Annotated in this window: 18 protein-coding genes; 8 read left to right on the top strand and 10 right to left on the bottom strand. The window is 76.6% G+C overall.

What is annotated here, in order from left to right; translation table 11 throughout:
- A partial coding sequence (locus ACHZ99_RS15735; RefSeq protein WP_420305196.1) for a winged helix DNA-binding domain-containing protein occupies positions 1-1127 on the bottom strand: 1127 nt, incomplete at its 3' end.
- Positions 1128-1584: 457 nt separating this feature from the next.
- On the opposite strand from ACHZ99_RS15735, the gene ACHZ99_RS15730 reads away from it, so the two are divergent.
- Positions 1585-2514, top strand: a complete 930-nt coding sequence (locus tag ACHZ99_RS15730; protein WP_420305194.1) for an endonuclease/exonuclease/phosphatase family protein — start codon at positions 1585-1587, stop codon at positions 2512-2514.
- Positions 2515-2551: 37 nt separating this feature from the next.
- Here ACHZ99_RS15730 and ACHZ99_RS15725 read toward each other — a convergent pair whose 3' ends face one another.
- The 5 genes from ACHZ99_RS15725 to ACHZ99_RS15705 all read right to left on the bottom strand — a co-directional run bounded on the left by ACHZ99_RS15725 (position 2552) and on the right by ACHZ99_RS15705 (position 9122).
- Entirely contained in the window at positions 2552-3748 is a 1197-nt protein-coding gene (locus tag ACHZ99_RS15725) for an XdhC family protein (protein WP_420305192.1), read from the bottom strand.
- A gap of 31 nt (positions 3749-3779) precedes the next feature.
- Positions 3780-5243, bottom strand: a complete 1464-nt coding sequence (locus tag ACHZ99_RS15720; protein ID WP_420305191.1) for an NCS2 family permease — start codon at positions 5241-5243, stop codon at positions 3780-3782.
- Positions 5244-5350: 107 nt separating this feature from the next.
- Positions 5351-7753 carry a xanthine dehydrogenase family protein molybdopterin-binding subunit gene (locus tag ACHZ99_RS15715; RefSeq protein WP_420305190.1) on the bottom strand — a complete coding sequence of 801 codons (2403 nt, stop codon included), beginning with the start codon at positions 7751-7753 and terminating at the stop codon, positions 5351-5353.
- Positions 7753-8232, bottom strand: a complete 480-nt coding sequence (locus tag ACHZ99_RS15710) for a (2Fe-2S)-binding protein (RefSeq protein WP_420305189.1) — start codon at positions 8230-8232, stop codon at positions 7753-7755. Before ACHZ99_RS15710 ends, ACHZ99_RS15715 begins: the two co-directional genes overlap by 1 nt.
- Positions 8232-9122: an FAD binding domain-containing protein gene (locus tag ACHZ99_RS15705; protein WP_420305188.1), complete on the bottom strand. Its 891-nt coding sequence runs from the start codon at positions 9120-9122 to the stop codon at positions 8232-8234. Before ACHZ99_RS15705 ends, ACHZ99_RS15710 begins: the two co-directional genes overlap by 1 nt.
- A gap of 256 nt (positions 9123-9378) precedes the next feature.
- On the opposite strand from ACHZ99_RS15705, the gene ACHZ99_RS15700 reads away from it, so the two are divergent.
- Positions 9379-11319 (top strand): PucR family transcriptional regulator, encoded by a 1941-nt coding sequence (locus tag ACHZ99_RS15700; RefSeq protein ID WP_420305187.1) that lies wholly within the window; start codon positions 9379-9381, stop codon positions 11317-11319.
- Between the two features lie 195 nt (positions 11320-11514).
- Positions 11515-12309: a hypothetical protein gene (locus ACHZ99_RS15695; protein WP_420305186.1), complete on the top strand. Its 795-nt coding sequence runs from the start codon at positions 11515-11517 to the stop codon at positions 12307-12309.
- A gap of 121 nt (positions 12310-12430) precedes the next feature.
- On the opposite strand, the gene ACHZ99_RS15690 is transcribed toward ACHZ99_RS15695, so the two are convergent.
- Positions 12431-13318 carry an EamA family transporter gene (locus ACHZ99_RS15690; RefSeq protein WP_420305185.1) on the bottom strand — a complete coding sequence of 296 codons (888 nt, stop codon included), beginning with the start codon at positions 13316-13318 and terminating at the stop codon, positions 12431-12433.
- Positions 13319-13433: 115 nt separating this feature from the next.
- Between ACHZ99_RS15690 and ACHZ99_RS15685 the strand changes: the two genes are divergently transcribed.
- Entirely contained in the window at positions 13434-13892 is a 459-nt protein-coding gene (locus ACHZ99_RS15685) for an Lrp/AsnC family transcriptional regulator (RefSeq protein ID WP_420305184.1), read from the top strand.
- A 9-nt stretch (positions 13893-13901) separates the two neighbouring features.
- The gene (locus tag ACHZ99_RS15680) at positions 13902-14840 is read left to right on the top strand and encodes a LysR family transcriptional regulator (protein WP_420305183.1); all 939 of its coding nucleotides are present in this window, start codon (positions 13902-13904) and stop codon (positions 14838-14840) included.
- 103 nt (positions 14841-14943) lie between these two features.
- On the opposite strand, the gene ACHZ99_RS15675 is transcribed toward ACHZ99_RS15680, so the two are convergent.
- The gene (locus ACHZ99_RS15675) at positions 14944-16053 is read right to left on the bottom strand and encodes a Gfo/Idh/MocA family protein (protein ID WP_420305182.1); all 1110 of its coding nucleotides are present in this window, start codon (positions 16051-16053) and stop codon (positions 14944-14946) included.
- Positions 16050-16802 carry a sugar phosphate isomerase/epimerase family protein gene (locus ACHZ99_RS15670; protein WP_420305181.1) on the bottom strand — a complete coding sequence of 251 codons (753 nt, stop codon included), beginning with the start codon at positions 16800-16802 and terminating at the stop codon, positions 16050-16052. The genes ACHZ99_RS15675 and ACHZ99_RS15670 overlap by 4 nt, the downstream gene beginning before the upstream one ends.
- 137 nt (positions 16803-16939) lie before the next feature.
- Between ACHZ99_RS15670 and ACHZ99_RS15665 the strand changes: the two genes are divergently transcribed.
- Positions 16940-17944, top strand: a complete 1005-nt coding sequence (locus tag ACHZ99_RS15665) for a LacI family DNA-binding transcriptional regulator (protein WP_420305180.1) — start codon at positions 16940-16942, stop codon at positions 17942-17944.
- 111 nt (positions 17945-18055) lie between these two features.
- Complete coding sequence (locus tag ACHZ99_RS15660; protein ID WP_420305179.1) at positions 18056-19030, top strand: acetylxylan esterase; 975 nt, start codon at positions 18056-18058, stop codon at positions 19028-19030.
- Here the strand turns inward: ACHZ99_RS15660 and ACHZ99_RS15655 are convergent.
- On the bottom strand, positions 19027-19611 hold the full coding sequence (locus ACHZ99_RS15655; RefSeq protein WP_420305178.1) for a GntR family transcriptional regulator: 585 nt from the start codon (positions 19609-19611) through the stop codon (positions 19027-19029). The genes ACHZ99_RS15660 and ACHZ99_RS15655 overlap by 4 nt on opposite strands.
- A gap of 176 nt (positions 19612-19787) precedes the next feature.
- Here ACHZ99_RS15655 and ACHZ99_RS15650 point away from each other — a divergent pair, with 176 nt between their 5' ends.
- Positions 19788-20738, top strand: a complete 951-nt coding sequence (locus ACHZ99_RS15650) for a (2Fe-2S)-binding protein (RefSeq protein WP_420305177.1) — start codon at positions 19788-19790, stop codon at positions 20736-20738.
- The last annotated feature ends 68 nt before the right edge of the window (positions 20739-20806 follow it).

The following is a 20806-nucleotide window of genomic DNA, read 5'->3' as shown; positions in this document are numbered from 1 at the left end:
GCCGCCTCCGCGGTCCGCAGCTCCTGGCTGCTGCCCGGCGCGAGCATCTCCAGCACCCCCGCCGCCTCCGCCTCGACCTCCGCCCGCTCGCCGCGCGCCAGCGGCGCGAACGTCTCCAGGTGCATGGTCGCCGCCCGGTCCGCCTTCGCCTCCGTCACCCGCCACAGCCCGCGGACGAAGCCGTCGACGAGGAAGCTGCCGAAGGCGTGGTCCCGCCGGTGGCCGCGGCGGCGGAACTCGTCCGGCACGACGCGGGTGCGGTCCGCGTGCGAGAGCGTGAGGTTGTCGAACTCCCCCAGGAACCGGACGGGCGCCGGGGTGTCCGCCGCGGGCCGCGGCGCGTCGGGCAGGTCGAACAGCTCCGTCCCGCGCTCGTCGCGGAACATACGGAGCCGGGGGCGCAGCGCCTCGAAGTGCGGGCGCAGCCGGGTGACCCCGCACCACGTCTGCATGTCCCGCACGGACGCGGGGCCGAAGGCGGCGAGGTAGCGCAGCACGAGCGGTTCGGCGTCGGGGTCGGTCACCGGCTCGGCGCCCAGCCAGGACCCGGCGGTGGCGAGCACGACCTGCCCGCCCCTCCCCCAGAGCCCGCGCGGCGGCACCTGCACGAGGGGCAGCAGGACGCGGGCGGCGACCTTGAGCGCGAGCGGGTCGTGCGCGGGCCACTCGCGCCGCAGTTCCTCGCCGACCGCGCGCAGCGAGACGGGCCCGGGGTCGGCGAGTTCCCTGGTCAGCTCGGTCAGCCGGGCGAGGTCGACGCCCTCCAGCCGGCTCCTGAAGATCTTCAGCTCGCGCTCCAGGGCGGGGGTGCTGAAGGGGCGGAGGGTGAGCGCGTCGGCGGGGGTGTGCAGGTGGACGGTGCTGCGCAGGGTGACGAGCCGGACGACCTCGCGGCGCTCCAGCAGCGCGGACAGCGCGGCGGGGTCGAAGCCGCGCAGCCGCGCGGCGAGCGCGTGGTACGGGGGCCGGGGTGCCTGCGCCTGGAGCCCGGCCAGGTGGGTGACGGCGTCGGTGAGGGGCATGTCGACGCGGTCGAGCAGCAGTTGCCGGGCGAGGAGGGCCCGGTTGAGGCGCCGGGTGGAGAGGGTGGGGGCCGTGGGTCCGCTGGTCTGCGTCATGGCGGCCACGCTACTGGGCCTTGCGGCCAGTTCCTGTCCGCAATGCGCGGGCGCGGCAGGGCGGGGGCGGGCTGAGAGGATCGGGGCGGAGGCGACGACAGGGGAGACGGTGGGGACGCTCGGCAGAGGGCACGAGAGCGCGGAGAGCGCCGGGGGCGAGGTCGAGGGCGGGCCGGACCCGGCCGCCGCCCGCGGTGGCGGGGAACCGGCGAACCCGGGCCCCCGCACAGACGCCGGGGCAACCGAGACCGAGCCCGGCCCGCCACCACCCCACAGCCCCGCAGCCACCGCGAAGGCGCCCACGGACGCGCCCGGGGCGGCGGAGCCCGATGGCGCACCCGTCGCGGTGGCGACCGCCGGCCCGGCTCCTCAGCGGGGCACCGCCGCCGCGGACCCTGCGGACCGCGGCGGCGGGACTTCCCGGCGCCCGTCGCCCGGCCCCCGCCCGGCACGGCCGCCGCGGCCGGTGTTCGCGGTCGTCGGGGCGCTGCCGCTGCTTCTCGTGTCCGCCGTCGTCGGGTTCCGGGTCGTCGGCGCGGACGGGGTGACACCCGTGCCGCAGTTCGCCGCCTTTCTGCCGTGGCTCCTCGTGCCCGGCGGCGCCGGGCTGCTCCTCATGGCCGCCGCCCGCAGCCGCGCCGGCCTCGTGTGGGCGCTCGTCGTGCTCGCCGCCACCGCCTGGTTCGTCCGGCCCTACCAGCCCGCCGCCGACCCGCCCTCCTCCCCGCCCCGCGCCGAGTTCCGCCTGCTCACCGCCAACCTCAAGTTCGGCGACGCCACCCCCGCGCTGCGTGCCGCCCTCCGCGCGTACGAGCCGGACATCGCCCTGGTCCAGGAGTGCGACACCCGCTGCGTCGCCGCCCTGCGCGCCCCGGCGCTGCGCGCCGCGTACCCGCACCGCGTCATCGACTCCGGGGACCCCGCCGAGGGCTCCGCCATCCTCAGCCGCTACCCGCTGGCCGCGGAGCCCGGCGTGCGCGGCACGCTGTCGATGCCCGCGGCCACCGCCCGGGTCGCGGGCGAGCGGCTGCGGCTCCAGGTCGTGCACCCGATGCCGCCGACGCCCGGGTCCATGGACGCCTGGCGCGCCGAGCTGGGGTACCTGCGGGACGCCGCCGCCGCGCGCGGCGACGCGCCCGCCGTCTTCGGCGGCGACTTCAACGCCTCGCAGGACCACGAGGCGTTCCGCGACATCCTGGACACCGGGCTGCGCGACAGCGCCATGCTGCTCGGCCGCTCCCGCACCCCCACCTGGCCGGCCTCGACGACGCCGCTCTTCGGCACGCAGATCGACCACGTCCTGCTGAGCGACCGGCTGAGCCCCACGGCCATCGACTTCCCCGAACTGGCCGGCACCGACCACCGCGCGGTGCTCGTGGACCTGCAACTGCGCTGAGCCGGGGCCGGTGCCCGGCCCGCCCGCCCCGCACCCCTCAGGCCGCGTCCCCGATCCGCCCGGCCTCCCCCGCAGCCCGGCCGGGCTCCGGGTGGATCGGCGTGTGCCCGCCCGTCAGCGGCAGCCCCGTCCCGCCCCGGCGGGCGGCGACGATCTCGCCCGCGATCGAGACCGCGACCTCCTCCGGCGACCGGGCCCCGAGGTCCAGCCCGATCGGCGAGTGCAGCCGGGCGAGTTCGAGGTCGGTCACGCCCGCCTCCCGCAGCCGCCGCTCGCGGTCCCGGTGCGTACGGCGCGAGCCCATCGCGCCGACGTACGCCACGGGCAGCCGCAGCGCGCCCGCCAGCAGCGGCACGTCGAACTTCGGGTCGTGCGTGAGCACGCACAGCACCGTGCGCCCGTCCAGCTCCCCCGCCGCCGCGGCGTCCGCCAGGTACTCGTGCGGCCAGCGCACCACCACCTCGTCCGCCTCCGGGAAGCGGCGGGCGGTGGCGAAGACCGGGCGGGCGTCGCAGAGGGTGACCCGGTAGCCGAGGAACGTGCCGACGCGGACCAGCGCGTGCGCGAAGTCGACCGCGCCGAAGACCACCATCCGCGGCGCCGGCACGCTCACCTCCACCAGCAGCGTCACCGGCTCCCCGCAGCGCGCGCCCGCCGCGCCGACCGTCACGCTGCCGGTACGCCCCGCGTCGAGCAGCGCGGCGGCCTCGGCGGCGGCGGTGCGCTCCAGCGCGGCGCCGTCCCAGTCCGGCAGGCCGGGCAGCGGGCCCGCGAGGCGGCCCTCGTACGCGCCGCCGGGGCGTACCAGCAGCGCCTGGCCAAGCAGCGCGGCCGGGCCCGCGACGACCCGCGCGACCGCCGCGGCGGCGCCCTCGGCGGCGGCGGTCAGGGCGGTGCGCAGGACATCGGCGGCGGGGCCGCCCGGGGTGACCGGCGCGACGAGGACGTCGATCTCGCCGCCGCAGGTGAGGCCGGCGGCGAAGGCGTCCTCGTCGGAGTAGCCGAAGGTCTCCAGCAGCGGCTCCCCGGTCTCGACGGCCTGGCGGCACAGCTCGTACACCGCGCCCTCGACGCAGCCGCCGGACACGCTGCCGACCGCCGTGCCCGCCGCGTCCACCGCCAGCGCGGCGCCCGGCCCGCGCGGCGCGGAGCCGGTGGTGCGCACGACGGTGGCGACGGCGAAGAGACGTTCCTCGGCGCACCACCGGATGAGGTCGGCGGCGATGTCCAGCATGCTGATCAGCTCCTCACGAGGGCCGCTGTTCCTAGGTGACACCCATCCACTGCTCGATCGGGTGGAGGGCGAAGAAGACGACGAAGACGGCGGTCAGGGCCCACATGAAGGGGCCGGGCTCGCGCCACCGGCCCTGGGCGGCCCGGATCGCGGTGTACGAGATGACGCCGGCGGCGACGCCCGCGGTGATGGAGTACGTGAACGGCATCAGCACGACCGTCAGGAACACCGGGACGGCCACGGCCCGGTCGGTCCAGTCCACGTGCCGGGCGTTCGCCATCATCATGGCGCCGATGACGACCAGCGCGGCGGCGGCCACGTTGCCGGGCACGATCTGCGCCAGCGGCGTGAACAGCAGCCCCAGCGCGAACAGCAGCCCGACGACGACGCTCGACAGCCCGGTCCGGGCGCCCTCGCCGACGCCGGTGGCGGACTCCACGAACACCGTCTGCCCGGACGCCCCGGCGGTCCCGCCGATCGCCCCGCCGGCGCCGTCGACGAACAGCGCCCGCGACAGCCCCGGCATCCGGCCGCGCTCGTCGGTGAGCCGCGCCTCGGTGCCGACGCCGATGATGGTGGCCATCGCGTCGAAGAACCCGGCCAGCACCAGGGTGAAGACGATCATGCTGACGGTCAGCACGCCCACGTCGCCCCAGCCGCGGAACGACACCTCGCCCAGGAGGCTGAAGTCGGGCGCCGAGGTGACGCCGCCGGCCGGCAGCTCCGGCGCGCGGCCGTTCGCCCACGCCGACGGCTTGAGGTCGGCGACGGCGTTGACGACGACGGCGGCGACCGTGCCGGTGACGATGCCGATGAGGATGGCGCCGGGCACGTCGCGCGCCTGGAGCATGAAGATCAGCAGCAGGGTGAGGCAGAAGACGAGCACGGGCCAGCCGCGGAGCTGGTCGTTCACCCCCAGGGTGACGATCTTCGCCTCGCCGGCCTGCACGAATCCGGCGTTGACCAGGCCGATCAGCGCGATGAACATCCCGATGCCCATGGTGATGGCGTGCTTGAGTGCCGTCGGGATCGCGTTCATGATCATCTCGCGCAGCCCGGTGACGACCAGCAGCATGATCACGACGCCGTACGCGACGCACATGCCCATCGCCTGCGGCCACGTCATCTGCGGCGCGACCTGGCTGGCCAGCACGCCGGAGACGCTGAGCCCGGCGGCCGCGGCCAGCGGCACCCGGCCGAAGAACCCCAGCAGCAGGGTGGTGACCGCGGCGGCCAGCGCCGTGGCGGTGATCAGGCCGGACGGGGCGAGCACGTGGCCCGCGGCGTCCTCGCCGCCCAGCACCAGCGGGTTGAGCAGCAGGATGTAGGCCATCGCCATGAAGGTGGTGAGCCCGCCGCGCACCTCGCGGGCGACCGTGGAGCCGCGCCGCGATATCTCGAAGTAGCGGTCGAGCCAGGACGTGCCGCGCGGGGGTTCGGCTCCGGGTTTCGCGGCCGGCGCGGCGGCGCGCCGGCCGACGGAGGACTGGGTCATGCGTTCTCCCAAGGTTCACAGGGGCACCCGCGGTCGCGGGATTTGGGATGAGGTGGTGCTGCACGACCCGGGGGACGGCCCGAGACGAGGGACGGGTACGACGGGTACTAGGTGCCGGTAAGGTGCTCCGGCCGTACGGGGGCCTTGGTCAGCGCCAGACCGGTGGCCTGGCGGATGGCGGCCAGCACCGCCGGGGTGGCCGAGAGCGTGGACGCCTCGCCCACGCCGCGCAGGCCGTACGGCGCGTGCGGGTCGGCCAGTTCGAGGACGTCGACGGGGATGGCCGGGGTGTCGAGGATCGTCGGGATCAGATAGTCGGTGAACGACGGGTTCCGCACCCGCCCGGTCGCCGGGTCGACCACGATCTCCTCCATCACCGCCACGCCCAGGCCCTGCGTCGTGCCGCCCTGGATCTGCCCGACGACGGACAGCGGGTTGAGCGCCCGGCCGACGTCCTGGGCGCAGGCCAGCTCGACGACCTTGACCAGGCCCAGCTCGGTGTCGACCTCGACGACCGCGCGGTGCGCGGCGAACGAGTACTGGACGTGGCCGAAGCCCTGGCCGCTCTCGATGTCGAACGGCTCGGTCGGCCGGTGCCGGAAGGGCAGTTCGACCTCGATCGGCGGCTCTCCGTCGAGCACGTCGGCCAGGCCGGCGAGGACCTCGCCGCCGTCCGTGACGACCTTGCCGCCCTCCAGCAGCAGTTCGGCCGTGGCCCACGCGGGGTGGTACGTGCCGAGCTTGCGCCGGCCGAGGGCGAGGACCTGCTCGCGCACCGCCGCGCAGGCGTTGCGTACCGCGCCGCCCGTCATGTACGTCTGCCGGGAGGCGGAGGTCGAGCCGGCGGAGCCGACGCGGGTGTCGGCCGGGGCGATGACCACCTGCGCGACGCCCAGCTCGGTGCGCGCGATCTGCGCCTGCACGGTGACGCCGCCCTGCCCGACCTCGGCCGCCGCGGTGTGCACGGTGGCCACCGGCTCCCCGCCGGCCGCCTCCAGCCGCACCCGGGCGGTGGAGAAGTCGTCGAAGCCCTCGGAGAAGCCGACGTTCTTGATGCCGACGGCGTAGCCGACGCCGCGGACGACGCCCTCGCCGTGGGTGGTGTTCGACAGCCCGCCGGGCAGCGCCCGCACGTCCGCCGCGCCGCCGGCGCTCTCCCACTGCCGCTCCGGCGGCAGCGGCCGGGCCTGGACGCGGCGGAGGATCTCCGCGACCGGCGCCGGGGAGTCGACCAGCTGCCCGGTCGGCAGCCGTGAGCCCTGCGCCATGGCGTTCACCTGCCGGAACGCCACGGGATCCATGCCCACCGCCGCGGCCAGCCGGTCCATCTGTGCCTCGTACGCGAAGCACGCCTGGACGGCGCCGAAGCCGCGCATCGCGCCGCACGGCGGGTTGTTGGTGTAGAGCCCGAGCGCCTCGATCTCGACGTCCTCGACGACGTACGGGCCCATGGACAGCGACGCCGCGTTGCCGACGACCGCCGGGGTGGAGGAGGCGTACGCGCCGCCGTCGAGGACGATGCGGCAGCGGGCGTGGGTGATCCTGCCGTCGGCGGTGACGCCGTGCTCGTAGCGGATCCGGGCCGGGTGCCGGTGCACGTGGCCGAAGAAGGACTCGAAGCGGTCGTAGACCATCTTCACCGGCTTGCCGGTGCGCAGCGCCAGCAGGCAGGCGTGGATCTGCATCGACAGGTCCTCGCGCCCGCCGAACGCGCCGCCGACGCCGGAGAGCGTCATGCGCACCTTCTCCTCCGGCAGCCCGAGCACCGGCGCGATCTGCCGGCGGTCGGCGTGCAGCCACTGGGTCGCGACGTACAGGTCGACGCCGCCGTCCCCGGCGGGCACCGCGAGGCCGGACTCCGGGCCCAGGAACGCCTGGTCCTGCATGCCGAACTCGTACTCGCCGGTCACGATGTGGTCGGCCCGGCGGGCCGCCGCGGCGGCGTCGCCGCGGACGATCGGCTGGCGGTGCACGATGTTCGGGTGCGGTACGTGCTGCTTTTTGCCGTCGGCGCAGCCGTCGGCGCGGCCGGGGTGCAGCACCGGCGCGTCCGGGGCGAGCGCGGACGCCTCGTCGGTGACGAGCGGCAGCTCCCGCCACTCGATCCGGATCTTCGCCGCGGCCCGGCGGGCGGTCTCCGGGTGGTCGGCGGCGACCAGCGCCACCGGCTCGCCGTGGTGCCGCACCCGGCCGGCGGCGAGCGCCGGGGTGTCGGCGATCTCCAGACCGTAGTTCTTCTGTTCCGCGGGCAGGTCGTCGTACGTGAGCACGGCGTAGACCCCGGCCTGGGCGAGCGCGGCGGAGATGTCGATCGAGACGATCTCGGCGTGCGCGTGCGGCGAGCGCAGCGTGTGGCCCCAGATCATGTCCTCGTGCCACAGGTCGGAGGAGTACGCGAACTCCCCGGTGACCTTCAGGGTGCCGTCCGGGCGCAGCTTCGACTCGCCGATGCCGCCGGCGGTCTGCGAGCCCTGGGTGAGGCTGGTCGGGACGCGGGTGACCTCGGCCATCAGACCCCCTCGCCACGGCGGGCGGCGGCCAGCCGGACCGCGTCGAGGATCTTCTCGTAGCCGGTGCAGCGGCACAGGTTGCCCGAGAGGCCCTCGCGGATGTCGGCGTCCGACGGCTCCATCGGCCAGGGGTTCTGCTCCAGCAGGTCGTCCGCGGCGACCAGCAGCCCCGGCGTGCAGAACCCGCACTGCACGGCGCCGGCGTCCACGAACGCCTGCTGGACCGCCGACAGGCCCTCCCCGGCCAGGCCCTCGACGGTCACGACCTCGCGGCCCTCGGCCTGCCCGGCGGCGACCAGGCAGGCGCACACCGGCACGCCGTCCAGGCGTACCGTGCACGAGCCGCACTCCCCCTGCTCGCAGGCGTTCTTCGAGCCCGGCAAACCCATCCGCTCGCGCAGCACGTACAGCAGGCTCTCGCCCTCCCAGACGTCGTCGGCCCGCTGCTCGCGGCCGTTGACGGTGAACGTCACCCGCATCACGCGGCTCCTTCCCCGGCGGTGGCACCCGCGCGGTACGACTCCCAGGTCCAGCCGAGCGTGCGGCGGGCCATGACGCCGACCGCGTGGCTGCGGTAGCGCGCGCTGCCGCGCACGTCGTCGATGGGGTTGCAGGCCCCCGCCGCCAGTTCGGCGAACTGCCGGGCGAGGGCCGGGGGCAGGGCCCGGCCGCTGTCCCAGAAGCCGCCCTCGGCCAGCGCGGCGGTCAGGAACTCCTCGGCGGCGGCGGCGCGCACGGGCGTGGGCGCGGCCGAGCCGATGCCGGTACGGACCGTGCGGGTGTCCGGGTGCAGCGCGATGCCGAAGGCGCACACCGCGATCACCATCGCGTTGCGGGTGCCGACCTTGGAGAACTCCTGCGGCCCGGTGGCCCGCTTGATGTGCACCCACTTGATCAGCTCGTCGGGCGCGAGCGCGTTGCGCTTGACGCCGGTGAAGAACTCGTCGACCGGGATCCGCCGACTGCCCCGTACGGACTCGACCTCCACCTCGGCGCCCGCGGCCAGCAGCGCCGGGTGCGCGTCGCCGGCCGGGGAGGCGGTGCCGAGGTTGCCGCCGACGCCGCCGCGGTTGCGGATCTGCGGGGACGCCACGGTGTGCGACGCGCGCGCCAGCCCGGGCAGCGGCCCGCCCAGCTCCGCCACGATGCGCGCGTACGGCACGGAGGCGCCCAGCCGCACCGTCTCCGCGCCGGCCTCCCAGTCCCGCAGCTCGGCGACGCGGGTGAGGTCGAGCAGGTACTCCGGGCGGCGGTGGTCGAAGTTGATCTCGACCATGAGGTCCGTGCCGCCGGCGATGGGCACGGCCGCCGGGTGCTCGGCCTTGGCGGCGAGCGCGTCCTCCCAGCCGGCGGGGCGCAGGAAGTCCATGGATGCTCTCGGCTTTCCCTCGAAAGTAGGGGCGTGTGCTTGAGCTGTTGACGGAACGTGGCCCAAGTACACAGAAACGCCGCCGTCCGGGTGCAGTCACGGAAACCATGAAGCAACGGGCTGGCCAGAACCCGCTTCTTGTAGATTCGAACGAACGCCTGGGCATCCATTCTGTGCGGGACATCCCTCGCCCCCCGCCGAGGCGCGCAGGCCGCGGCGGGCGGCCCGACGCACGACCGACAGCAAGGGAACGCGCATGAGGCTGCGGGCACTCCTGGACTCCGCGTCGCTGGGCCTGACGCTCCTCGGCGGCGCGGACGAGCTGGACCGCACCGTACGGGGCGTGATGACCACGGACCTCACCGACCCCGGCCGCTACCTGACCGGCGGCGAGCTGGTGCTCACCGGCCTCGCCTGGCGGCACGGCCCGGAGGACTCCGAGCCCTTCGTACGGATCCTGGCCGCGGCCGGCGTCGCCGGGCTGGCGGCGGGGGAGGCGGAGCTGCCGGGCGCCGGGGTGCCGGCGGACCTGGTGCGCGCGTGCGCGCGGCACCGGCTGCCGCTGTTCGCGGTGGACGAGGACGTCGCCTTCGCCACCATCACCGAGCACGTCGTACGGCAGGTCTCCGGCGAGCGGGCCGGCGACCTGGCGGCCGTGGTGGAGCGGCACCGCCGGCTGATGTCGGCCGGGCCCGCGGGCGGCGGCCCCGACGTCGTGCTCGACCTGCTCGGCTCGGATCTGGACCTGCGCGCCTGGGTGCTCTCACCCACCGGCCGGCTGATCGCCGGCACCGCCTCCGGGGCGCCGGGGGCGGCCGAGCCGGCCGGCGGGCGGCTGCCCGCGCGGCTGACGGCGTGGCTGGCCGGCGAGCACCTGGCCGCGCAGCGCGGCGGCCGCCCGGCGCCGCACCGGGTGACGCCCCCGGGGTCGGGCGTGACGTACTCCCTGTTCCCGGTCGGCGGCGAGGGGCGGGACCCGCGCGAGACGGTGCTGTCGGACTGGCTGCTGGCGGTGGCGGCGGACGCCGGCGAGTGGCCGCCGGAGCGGCTGGACCTGCTGCACGGCGTGACGCGGCTCATCGCCGCGGAGCGGGAGCGGCGCGACGGCGCGCGGGCGGAGCGGCGGCGGCTGGCGCGGGAGGTGCTGGAGCTGGTGCGGGCCGGGGCGCAGCCGGCGGAGATCGCGGCCCGGCTGCGGGGGGCGGTGCCGGTGCTGCTGCCGGGGGCGGGGACGGCGCCGCGGTGGCAGGTGGTGGTGGCGCGGGTCGACTGGGAGGTCCCGTCCGGGCAGCCGGGGATCGCGGGCGGGCCGGTGGCGCGGGCAATGCTGGAGGAGCTGCTGGCGGGCCCGGACCGGGAGGCGGGGACGGCAGCGGACACGGGGGCGGGGGCCGGGGACCGGATCGCGGTGGCGGTGGAGGGGGACGAGGCGGTGGCGCTGGTGCCGCTGCCGGCGCGGGCGGCGGGGTCGCCGGAGGCGGGAGCCGGGGCCGTCGGCTCGGGCGCGCCCGGGGCGGGCGGCCGGGGCGTGGGCGGTGCGGCGGAGGGCACCGGAGGCGCGGACGGCGGCCGCGGCGCGGACCGCGCCGGCGAGGCGCCCGGCGGCGGCCGGGGCGCCCCGGACGGGCCGCCCGCCCGCGGGCGCGGGCGCGGCGCCGCCGCGGCGTCCGCCGGCGCGTCCGGAGCGGCCGCCGGCGCGGCGGGGCTGCGCGCCGACGCGCTCCTCGCCGCCGTCCGGGAGCCGCTGGCCCGCGGGCTGGCCGACGACGGCCGCCTCACGCTCGGCGTCAGCGCCGCCGTGCACTCCTCGGAGGGCCTGCGGGGCGCCCTGGAGGAGGCCCGCCACGCCCGCCGCGTCGCCGCCGCCCGCCCGGGCCGCGTCTGCGCCGCGGGCCACGAGGAACTGGCCTCCCACGTGCTGCTGCTCCCCTTCGTCCCGGACGACGTACGCCGCGCGTTCACCGCCCGCCTGCTGGACCCCCTGCGCGCGTACGACCGCCGCCACCGCGCCGAACTGGTGGAGACCCTGGCCGCGTTCCTCGACTGCGACGGCTCCTGGACCCGCTGCGCGGCCCGCCTCCACCTGCACGTCAACACGCTGCGCTACCGGGTGGGCCGCATCGAGCAGCTCACCGGCCGGGACCTGTCCCGGCTGGAGGACAAACTCGACTTCTTCCTCGCCCTGCGCATGAGCTGAACGGCGCCGTCCGCACGGCGCGTTCTCGCCCGCCGCGGGCCGGGTGCCCGGCAATGTGTTGGCCAAGATCTTGTGAAGTCGTTCACGCGGGACCTTGGCCCAGGGCAGACTTCATGCTGAGATTCGACTCACACTGGGCAGCGTTGTTCCTTGGCTCGACGGCGCGTTGGGGAGGCAGGAGTGGCGGATACCGCCATGGCACGGTCGGAATCGGCGATCTCGGACGATCCGCTGGAGCGGGCGATCTGGCGGCTGCGCTCGCGCGGCTGCTGGGACGACGCCGCGGCGCTCCTGGAGGACGCCGCCGGGGCCGACGCCGAGGCGGCGCAGCGGCGCGCGGCGCTGCTCGTCGAGCAGTGCATGTTCACGGCGGCCGGGTGGGAGCGCGCCGAGGACGCGGTGCGGAACGCGGAGGCGCTGTCGACGGACGGGGAGAACCGCGGCGTCACGGCGTGCGAGCGGGGGTACCTCGCGTACGCCTCCACCCTCTTCCAGGAGCGCGACCGCTCCGACGAGGCGCGCGCGGCGCTCGGCCGGGCCGCGGCGCTGCTGCCGCCCGCGTCGGCGCACCGGCCGATGCTGGACTTCCGGCGCGGGCTGGTCGCCCAGCACCTGACGGGGAACGCGACGGCGGCGCAGGCGGCGTTCCGGCGCGCGCACACGGGGGCGCTGGAGCGGGACGACCGGCTGCTGGTCTCGTTCACCTGGCGGCACCTGGCGGCGCTGGCGGCCGACGAGGGCGACCTGGCGGAGGCGCGGCACGGCTTCGCCGAGTCGCTGCGGCTGCGCGAGGAGCTGGGGTACCTGGTCGGCACGGCGCCGGCGCTGATGGCGCTGGCCGACGTGGAGCCGGAGGCGGAGGCGGCGCGGCTGCGGGCGGAGGCGACGCGGCTGGTGCGGCTGCTGGACGGGGTGCCGTCGTGGCTGGCGGAGCAGCTGGGCGAGGAGCCGCGGCGGGTGCCGGCGGCGCGGACGGAGCCGGAAGGCTGACCCCGGGGGCGTATCGTGCGGCGGCGCCGGGCCGCGTAGGGCCGGCCCGGTTCCGTACCACGGGCGGGCGGGCCCGCACACAGGCGTTTTCCGGCCGTCTTCCGGCCCGCTCGGTACGCGGCTACGCCCGGTGCACCGCGACCCCCGCGACCACCAGCCCGATACCCGCGGCCTCCGCCGGTCCCGGCACCTGGCCCAGCACCGCCGCGCCCATCAGCGCCGCCGTCGCCGGCAGCAGCGACAGCATCAGCGCGAACGTCGCCCGCGGCACCCGCGCCATGGCGAGCTGGTCGCACACGTACGGGATGACCGACGAGCACACCCCCACCCCGAACGCCGCCGCCAGCAGCACCGGCGACGTCACCACCGCCGCCGCGTCCGCGACCCCCGCCGGTGCCGCGACGAGCGCCGCCACCAGCATCGCCGCGCCGAGCCGCCCCACGCCCGAGGCGCCGCCGTCCGCGGCGAGCCGGTGGCCGAGGACGACGTAGAGCACGAACAGCGCGCAGTTGCCGAACGCCAGCGCCAGGCCGAGCGGCTCGGCGACGAGGTGCACGTCGGTCAGCAGCGCGACGCCGGCGAGCACCAGCGCCAGCGCGGCGGCGTTCCGCCGGGTCCGCGCTCCCGCCGCGGCCAGCACCACCGGGCCGAGGAACTCCACCGCCCCGACCGTCCCCAGCGGCAGCCGCTCCAGGGCCAGGTAGAAGGTGCAGTTCATGGTGGCGAGCACGGCGCCGAGCGCGAGCAGCAGCCGCCGCTGGTGCGGGCTCGCGGCCCGCCAGTCGCGCCAGGGCCGCCGCCAGAGGGCGAAGACCAGCGCGGCGGAGGCGATGCGCAGCCAGGCGACGCCGAGCACGTCGAGCCGGGCGAAGAGCAGGACGGCGCAGGCCGGGCCGAGGTAGTGGAAGACGGCGGAGGAGACGAGGAACGCCGGCGGCGGTACGCGCTCGGCGGCGCGGGCGGCCCGGCCGGCGGCGCCGGCGGGGCTGCGGGGCGGGGAGTCGGGCACGGGGGAATCGTCGCAACGCGCGCCGCCGCGGACCATGACGGACCGGAAAACACGTCGGCCGATCGCTTTCCCCTTCGGCGTACGAAACGGGCATCCGCTGTGCGAGAGTGAAACGGTGGACGCACTCGACCGCTCGATCCTCACCGAACTCGACGCCGACCCCCGGTTGTCGACGGCCGAACTGGCCCGGCGCACCGGTGTCTCCGTGCCCACCGCCCGCGAGCGGGTGCGGCGGCTGGAGGAGTCCCGGGTGATCCGCGGGTACCGCCTCGACGTCGACCCGGCGGCGCTGGGGTATCCGGTCTCGGCGTACGTCCGGGTGCGGCCGGGGCCGGGGCAGCTGCCCCGGATCGCGGCGCTGGCGCGGAGCCTGCCGCAGGTCAGCGAGTGCCACCGGATCACCGGCGAGGACTGCTTCCTGCTCAAGGTGCACGCGACGGGCCTCGACACCTTCGAGGAGGTCCTCGACCGCTTCCTGCTGCACGGCCAGACGACCACCTCGATCGTCCAGTCCACGCCGGTGCCGCCGCGCACGCCGGGGCTCGGCACGTACGGGGAGGAGGAGACGGCCTAGGGTGCCGGGGTGGACCTCGATGCCGTGCGCACCTTCGTCGCCGCCGCCGACACCGGCCAGTTCCAGGAGGCGGCGGCCGAGCTGAGGCTGACCCAGCAGGCCGTCTCCAAGCGCATCGCCGGGCTGGAGAAGGGCCTCGGGGTACGGCTGTTCACCCGCACCGCGCGCGGGGCGAAGCTCACCATCGACGGCCAGGCGTTCCTGCCGCACGCCCGCGCGCTGCTGCGGGCCGCCGAGCGGGCCGCGGCCTCGGTCCGGCCCGGGAGCCGGGCGCTGCGCGTGGACGTGGTCGGGCGGCGGGTCGCGACCGCCGGGCTGGTGCGCGACTTCCACCGCGCGCACCCGGAGGTGGAGCTGGACGTCGTCACGGTCTACGGCGGCGGGCCGGCCGTGGCCGCGGTGCGCGACGGCACGATCGACGCGACGTTCCGCACGCTGCCGCCGCCGGGCCGGGAGCTGCCGGACGGCGTCGCCGTGGGGCACGCGACGTACGAGCCGATGCAGCTGGTCACCGGCCTCGCGCACGAGCTGGCCGGCGCCCGCTCGGTGACGCCGGCGCAGCTCGCCGGGCGCCGGATCTGGATGCCGGGCAACGTGCCGGGCACCGAGTGGGCCGCGTACTACGCGGACATGGCCGCGGAGTTCGGCTTCGTCCTCGACGTGGTGGGCCCGGACTTCGGCGTCGAGAGCCTGCTCGACACGATCACCGGGTCCGCGACGGTGGCGACCTTCCTCAGCGAGCGGACCCCGCTCGTCTGGCCCGTCGGCTACGACCTGTGCCGCATCCCGCTGCGCGACCCGACGCCGGTCTACCCGCACCTGCTGCACTGGCACGCCGACAACGCGCACCCCGCGCTCGCCCTGCTGCGCGACCACGTGGCGGCGCACAGCACCCGGCACGCCCCGGCGGACGCCGGGGGGACGTGGGCGCCGGCGTGGTCCCGCTGACCGGCCCCCGCCGCCCGCCCGGGCCGGGCGGGCGGCGCGCCGCGCCCGCGGTCACGCGGCACCCGGCGGCGCCGCCGGGTGCCCGCCCCGCCCCGCGGGGAGGTCAGCGCGTCCGTACGGCCGGGTCCCAGTCCGCCGGCAGCGCCGCCGGCACGGTGAACCCGGCGCCCCCGACCGCGGTGAACTCCCCCTCCCGCGCGGACCGCTCGATCGCCGCCATGGTCTCCAGCACGTGCTGCGCCAGCTCGCCGGAGGCCCGGTGCGGCTCGCCCGCGGCCAGCGCGCGGGCCATGTCGAGCGCGCCCATGCCGCGCCCCGCGGTGGCGCCCGCCGACGCGATCTCCGTCCACTCGTCCGAGCCGGCGGGGCGCAGCCGCAGCGTGCCGTCGAAGTGGTTGGGGTCGGGCAGCGCGAGGGTGGCCTCGGTGCCGGTGATCTCCACCCAGCCCTGCCGGTTCAGCGGGGAGTCGAAGCTGACCACCAGGGAGGCGGCCGGTCCCGCGGCGTAGTCGAGGAGCGCGGCGACGTGCGTGGGCACCTCGACGGGGAACTCGGTCCCGGCCTTCGGCCCGGAGCCGATCACCCGGGTCTCGCGCGCCCTGCGGGACACCGCCGCGACCCGCTCCGCCGGGCCGAAGAGGGCGGCCAGGCAGGTGAGGTAGTACGGGCCCATGTCGAACAGCGGGCCGCCGCCGGGCAGGAAGTAGAACTCGGGGCTGGGGTGCCACGACTCCGGGCCGGGGGTCTGCATCAGCGCGAGCCCGCTCAGCGGGGCGCCGATCGCGCCCTCGTCGAGGAGCCGGCGGGCGGTCTGCAGCCCGGCGCCGAGGAACGTGTCCGGGGCGCAGCCGAGCCGCACGCCGGCGCCGGCGGCGCGGGCGACGAGCTTGGCGCCGGAGGACGGGTCGAGGGTCAGCGGCTTCTCGTTCCACACGTGCTTGCCGGCGTCGATCGCCGCCGCGGCGACGTCGTGGTGCGCGGCGGGGAGGGTGAGGTTGACGACCAGCTCGACGCCCGGGTGGGCGAGGGCGTCCGCCGTGCTGCCGTGCCCCGGTACGCCGTAGGCGGCGGCCTGCGCCGCGGCGCGCCCGGCGTCGAGGTCGGCGCAGAACAGGACGCGCAGGTCGGGGAAGGCGGTGAGGTTCGTCAGGTACTGGTCGCTGATCGTGCCGCAGCCGACCACGGCGACGCCGAGGGGTTCCGTGGCGGTCATCGGCGCTTCCCCTCCAGCCAGTCGTGGCTCTCGCGGACGGCGGTGAGCATGTCGGTGGCGCAGGCGTCGAGTTCGACGATGTGCCGGCGGGCGCCCGCGCCCGCGGCGAGCACGGCCTCGACGGGCATCCGCCCGGCGCCGACCGCGGTCATCGGGTCGTCCTTGGTGACCGGCCCGTCCTTGATGTGCAGGTGCGTGACGCGGTCGCCGAGGCGGCCGAGCAGCGCGGGCACGTCCTGGCCGCCGACCGCCGCCCAGTACGTGTCCACCTCGAACTCCACCGCGGCGTCCAGGTCGGCGAGCAGCCCGGCCAGCACCTCCAGCGCGGGGACGCCGGCGACGGACCGGGACAGCTCGAACTCGTGGTTGTGGTAGCCGAGCGCGAGACCGTGCCCGGCGGCGCGCTTCGCGGCCTCGGCCAGCTCGCCGGCCACGGCCCGTACCCCGTCGGCGTCGGCGAACCGCTCCGGCGGCAGATACGGCACGAAGACGGTGTCGGCGCCGACCGTGCGCGCGCCCCGGAAGGCGGCCTCGGCCTTCTCGGGGCCGGCGAGGACGTGCGCGTGCACGGAGCCGGCCGCCAGGCCCGCCGCGTCCAGGTCGGCCCGCAGCGCCTCGGGGTCGGTCAGCACGTCGTGGCACTCGACCAGGCGGTAGCCGAAGCCGGCCAGCGCGGCGAAGGTGCCGGGGCGGTCGGCGGCTATCTCGTCGCGAACGGTGTAGAGCTGCACGCCCAGGGACGGGCTCATGGTCTCCTCCGCGGTGGTTTTCGACAATTTTTCGCTCGCTTCATGACGCTAGAAGCCGCGCAGACCTCCGTCAACACCCTTGACGTCGCCGGAAGTAGCCGGGCAGGCTGGCCGGAGTTTTTCGAAAAGGACTCCGCATGCCTCCCGAACAAGCCACCCTCAGCGACATCGCCGCCAGCGCCGGTGTCTCGGTGTCGACCGTCTCCAAGGTCCTGCACGCCCGCACCGACGTGGCCCCCGCCACCCGCGAGCGCATCGCCCGGCTGCTCGCCGACCACGGGTACCGGCCCTCGCGCGGCTCCGGCGTCGTCGACCTCGTCATCGGCAGCCTCAACAGCCCGTGGGCGGACGCGCTGGTCACCGGCGCGGTCGAGGCCGGGGCGGAGGCCGACTGCCGGATCGTCATCGACAGCGTGCCGGACCGCGCGGACGTCCTGCGCCACACCCTTGAGCGCATCATGGCGCGCGGCAGCGACGGCGTCCTGCTCGTCCACCAGGTGCCGGCGGCCGAGACCCGCGCGCGGCTGGCGGCGAAGCGGATCCCGCTGGTCGTCATCGACCCGCCGGCCGAGCCGGGCCCCGGCATCCGCTCCGTGGGCTGTACGAACTGGCAGGGCGGCCTCGCCGCCACCCGCCACCTCATCGAGCTGGGCCACCGCCGCATCGCCGGCGTCACCGGCCCGCTCGGCGTCTGGTCCGCCCGCGCCCGCTTCGACGGCTACCGCGCGGCGCTGCTGGAGGCCGGGCTGCCGGTCGCGGAGGAGCTGATCCGCCGGGCCGACTTCTTCGCGCCCGACGGCCGGGCCGGCGCGCTGGCGCTGCTCGACCTGCCCGAGCCGCCGACGGCGGTCGTCGCGGCGAACGACGGGCAGGCGTTCGGCGTGCTGCAGGCGCTCGCGGAACGGGGGCTGCGGGCACCGGCGGACGTGAGCGTCACCGGGTTCGACGACACCCCGGTGGCCGCGTGGGCGGCGCCGCCGCTGACCACCGTCGTACAGCCGCTGGAGGCGATGGCGGCGACGGCGTTCCGGATGCTGCGGCTGCACGGCGAGGGCGGCGCGGCGCAGCCGGAGCAGGTGGAGCTGGCGACGACGCTGACGGTGCGCGAGTCCACGGGCCCGCCGCCGTCCCGCACGCCGTGACCGTCCCGTACGCCCGCCCCGAACCGCTCCCCCGGACGCGCCCGCACCGCGTCACCGCACCGCGTTCCCCGTCACCGTCCCCGTCACCGTCATCACCGACTGGAGCACCGTATGGCCCTGTTCGACATGCCCCTCGACGCACTCCGCGACTACCGCCCCGAGCGCGAGGAGCCCGCCGACTTCGACGCCTTCTGGACCGCTACGCTCGCCGAGGCGGAGTCCGCCGCGGGCGGCCTCGCCCCGGAGTTCCGCCCGTACCCGACGGACCTGACGGCGGTCGACGTGCACGACGTGTCCTTCGCCGGGTGGGGCGGCCACCGGATCTCCGGCTGGCTCGTCCTGCCGCGCGGGGCCGACGGGCCGGTGCCGTGCGTCATGCACTACATCGGCTACGGCGGCGGCCGCGGGCTGCCGCACGACCACCTGTTCTGGCCCGCCGCCGGCCGCGCCGTCTTCGTCGTCGACACCCGCGGCCAGGGCGCCGCCCACCGCAACAACGCGGGCTCCACCCCCGACCCGTACGGCACGGGCAACGCGCAGACCCCCGGCTTCCTGACGCGCGGCGTGCTCGACCCCGCGGAGTACTACTACCGCCGGGTCTTCACCGACGCGGTGCGCGCCGTCGACGCCGCCGCCGCGCACCCGGCGGTGGCCGCCGACCGGATCGCGGTCAGCGGCGGCAGCCAGGGCGGCGCGATCGCCACGGCGGTCGCGGGGCTGCACCCGGAGGTGCGGGCGGCGATGATCGACGTGCCGTTCCTCAACCACTTCCGCCGGGCGGTCACGATCACCGACAAGGACCCGTACCAGGAGCTGGTCCTGTACCTGGCCACCCAGCGGGGCGCGGACGAGCGGGTGTTCCGGACGCTGTCGTACTTCGACGGGCTCAACTTCGCGGCCCGCGCGCGGATGCCCGCGCTGTACTCGGTGGCGCTGATGGACGAGGTGTGCCCGCCGTCGACGGTCTTCGCCTCGTACAACCACTGGAGCGGGCCGAAGGAGATCGAGGTCTACCCGTGGAACGGCCACGAGGGCGGCGGGAACGAGCACCGGGTGACCTCGCTGGCCTGGCTCGGGCGCCGCTAGGGGCCGAGCAGCTCCCGCAGCACCGCCTCCGCCGCCGCCGTGTCGCCCGCCGCCAGCGCGTCGACCAGCGCCTGCCGGCGGGCCTGCGGCGCCGGCGCGCGCCGGGCCCGGGCCCGCAGCTCGCCGGCGACGCGGACCAGCTGGCGGTTGCCGGAGAGCGCGACCAGCGCCTCGTGGAACTCCGCGTCGTCCGCCGCCAGCCGGCTCAGGCCGACCCAGCGCTCCGGCGGCAGCCCGGCCGCCAGCCGGTGCAGCAGCGGTACGAGGAGCAGGGCCCGCACCTCCGCCAGCTCGGCCAGGTCGCGGGCGCTGGGCGCGAGCACCCGGAAGCCGCGGTTGGGCAGTATCTCCACGGCGCCCTCCGCGGCGAGTTGCTGCATGGCCTCGCGCACCGGCGTCGCCGAGACGCCGAAGCGCTCGCCGAGCGCGGGCGCGGAGTGCACGTCGCCGGGCCGCAGCTCGCCGCGGAGTACGGCGGTGCGCAGCGCGTCGAGCACCTGGTCGCGTACCGAGTGCCGGCGCACGCGGGCCCGCGCGCGGGGGTGGCGCGCCGCCGCCGGCGTGAGCCCCGCCTCGTCCACTGTTTTCTCCCGATTCGCCCCAGAAGTACGCCCGCCGGGCGATCTCCGCGCCACACCATAACCCGGTGCCCCTTGCCTACCCCGGGATCAAGACGGTTAAGGTAAGGCTTACCTCAACCCGTCGACGGGTCGAGAACACGCCACGCCCCGCCGAGCCCAGGGTGGTCACCGCACCGATGTCCGCACCCGCAGTGCCGCAGCCGCTCGACGACGCCGGTGCCCCGAGCGAGCCCCGCGAGCCGGGCCCGCCGAGCGCCGCGCGCGCCCGGCCCGCCGGCGGCACGCCGCTCACCGCGGCGTACACGCGGCTCACCGAGGTCCTGCCGTTCCTGGCCGTCACCGAACTCGGCCCCGCGGACCCGCTGCCCGCCGGGCCCGGCTGGGTGGCCGCCGCGGACCTCGCCGCCGGCGGCGGGGTCCTGGACGACTTCCTCGCCTGGGACGCCGGGCAGGTCCGCCGCACCTACGGCGAGGAGGCCCGCCCCGACGTCGTGGCCAGCTTCGGCCTGCACCGCTACGCCTGGTCCGCCTGCCTGCTGGTCACCCTCCCCTGGTTCCTGCTGCGCCGGGTGCCCCGCCTGCCGCTGGACGCCGTGGCGCTGCACCGCAACGCCGACGGCAGCCGCGCCCGCGTCGCCGCCCGCGGCGCCGGGTTCGCCTGCCTGCCGGACGACCCCGCCGCCGGCCTGCCCGGCGCCCGCGTCGTCGCCGGCGAGGAGGCGCTGCGCGCCGAGGTGCGGGGCGCGGTGGCCGGCCATCTGGAGCCGGTGCTCGCGGCGTTCGGGCCGCGGATGCGCCGCGGGCCCCGCGCCCTGTGGGGGATGGCGACGGACGAGATCGTCGAGGGCCTGTGGTATCTGGGCAGCCTCCTGGGCGAGGAGGAGCGGGCGATGGCCGAGACCGGGCTGCTGCTCCCCGGGAACGGCGCCGGGACCGGGCCCGCCACCGCCCCGTACCGCGGCGGCGCCGCCTTCCGCACCCTCACCGGACCGGCCGGGGAGCCCCTGGCCACCCGGGACCGGGCGAGCTGCTGCATGTACTACACGCTGCGGCCCGAGGACACCTGCGTCACCTGCCCCCGCACCTGCGACTCGGAGCGCGTCGCCCGCCTCGCCGCAAGCGCTTAGCCCGCAAGCCACCCCTTTGAGTGGCTGATTTCGTTTCCTCCGGAATCGCCGTGCAGTTCCGCGAGTAT

It is taken from the genome of Streptomyces sp. MAR4 CNX-425 (genome assembly GCF_048656465.1).
Taxonomy (GTDB): domain Bacteria; phylum Actinomycetota; class Actinomycetes; order Streptomycetales; family Streptomycetaceae; genus Streptomyces.
This window is presented reverse-complemented; position numbering and strand designations above follow the sequence as displayed.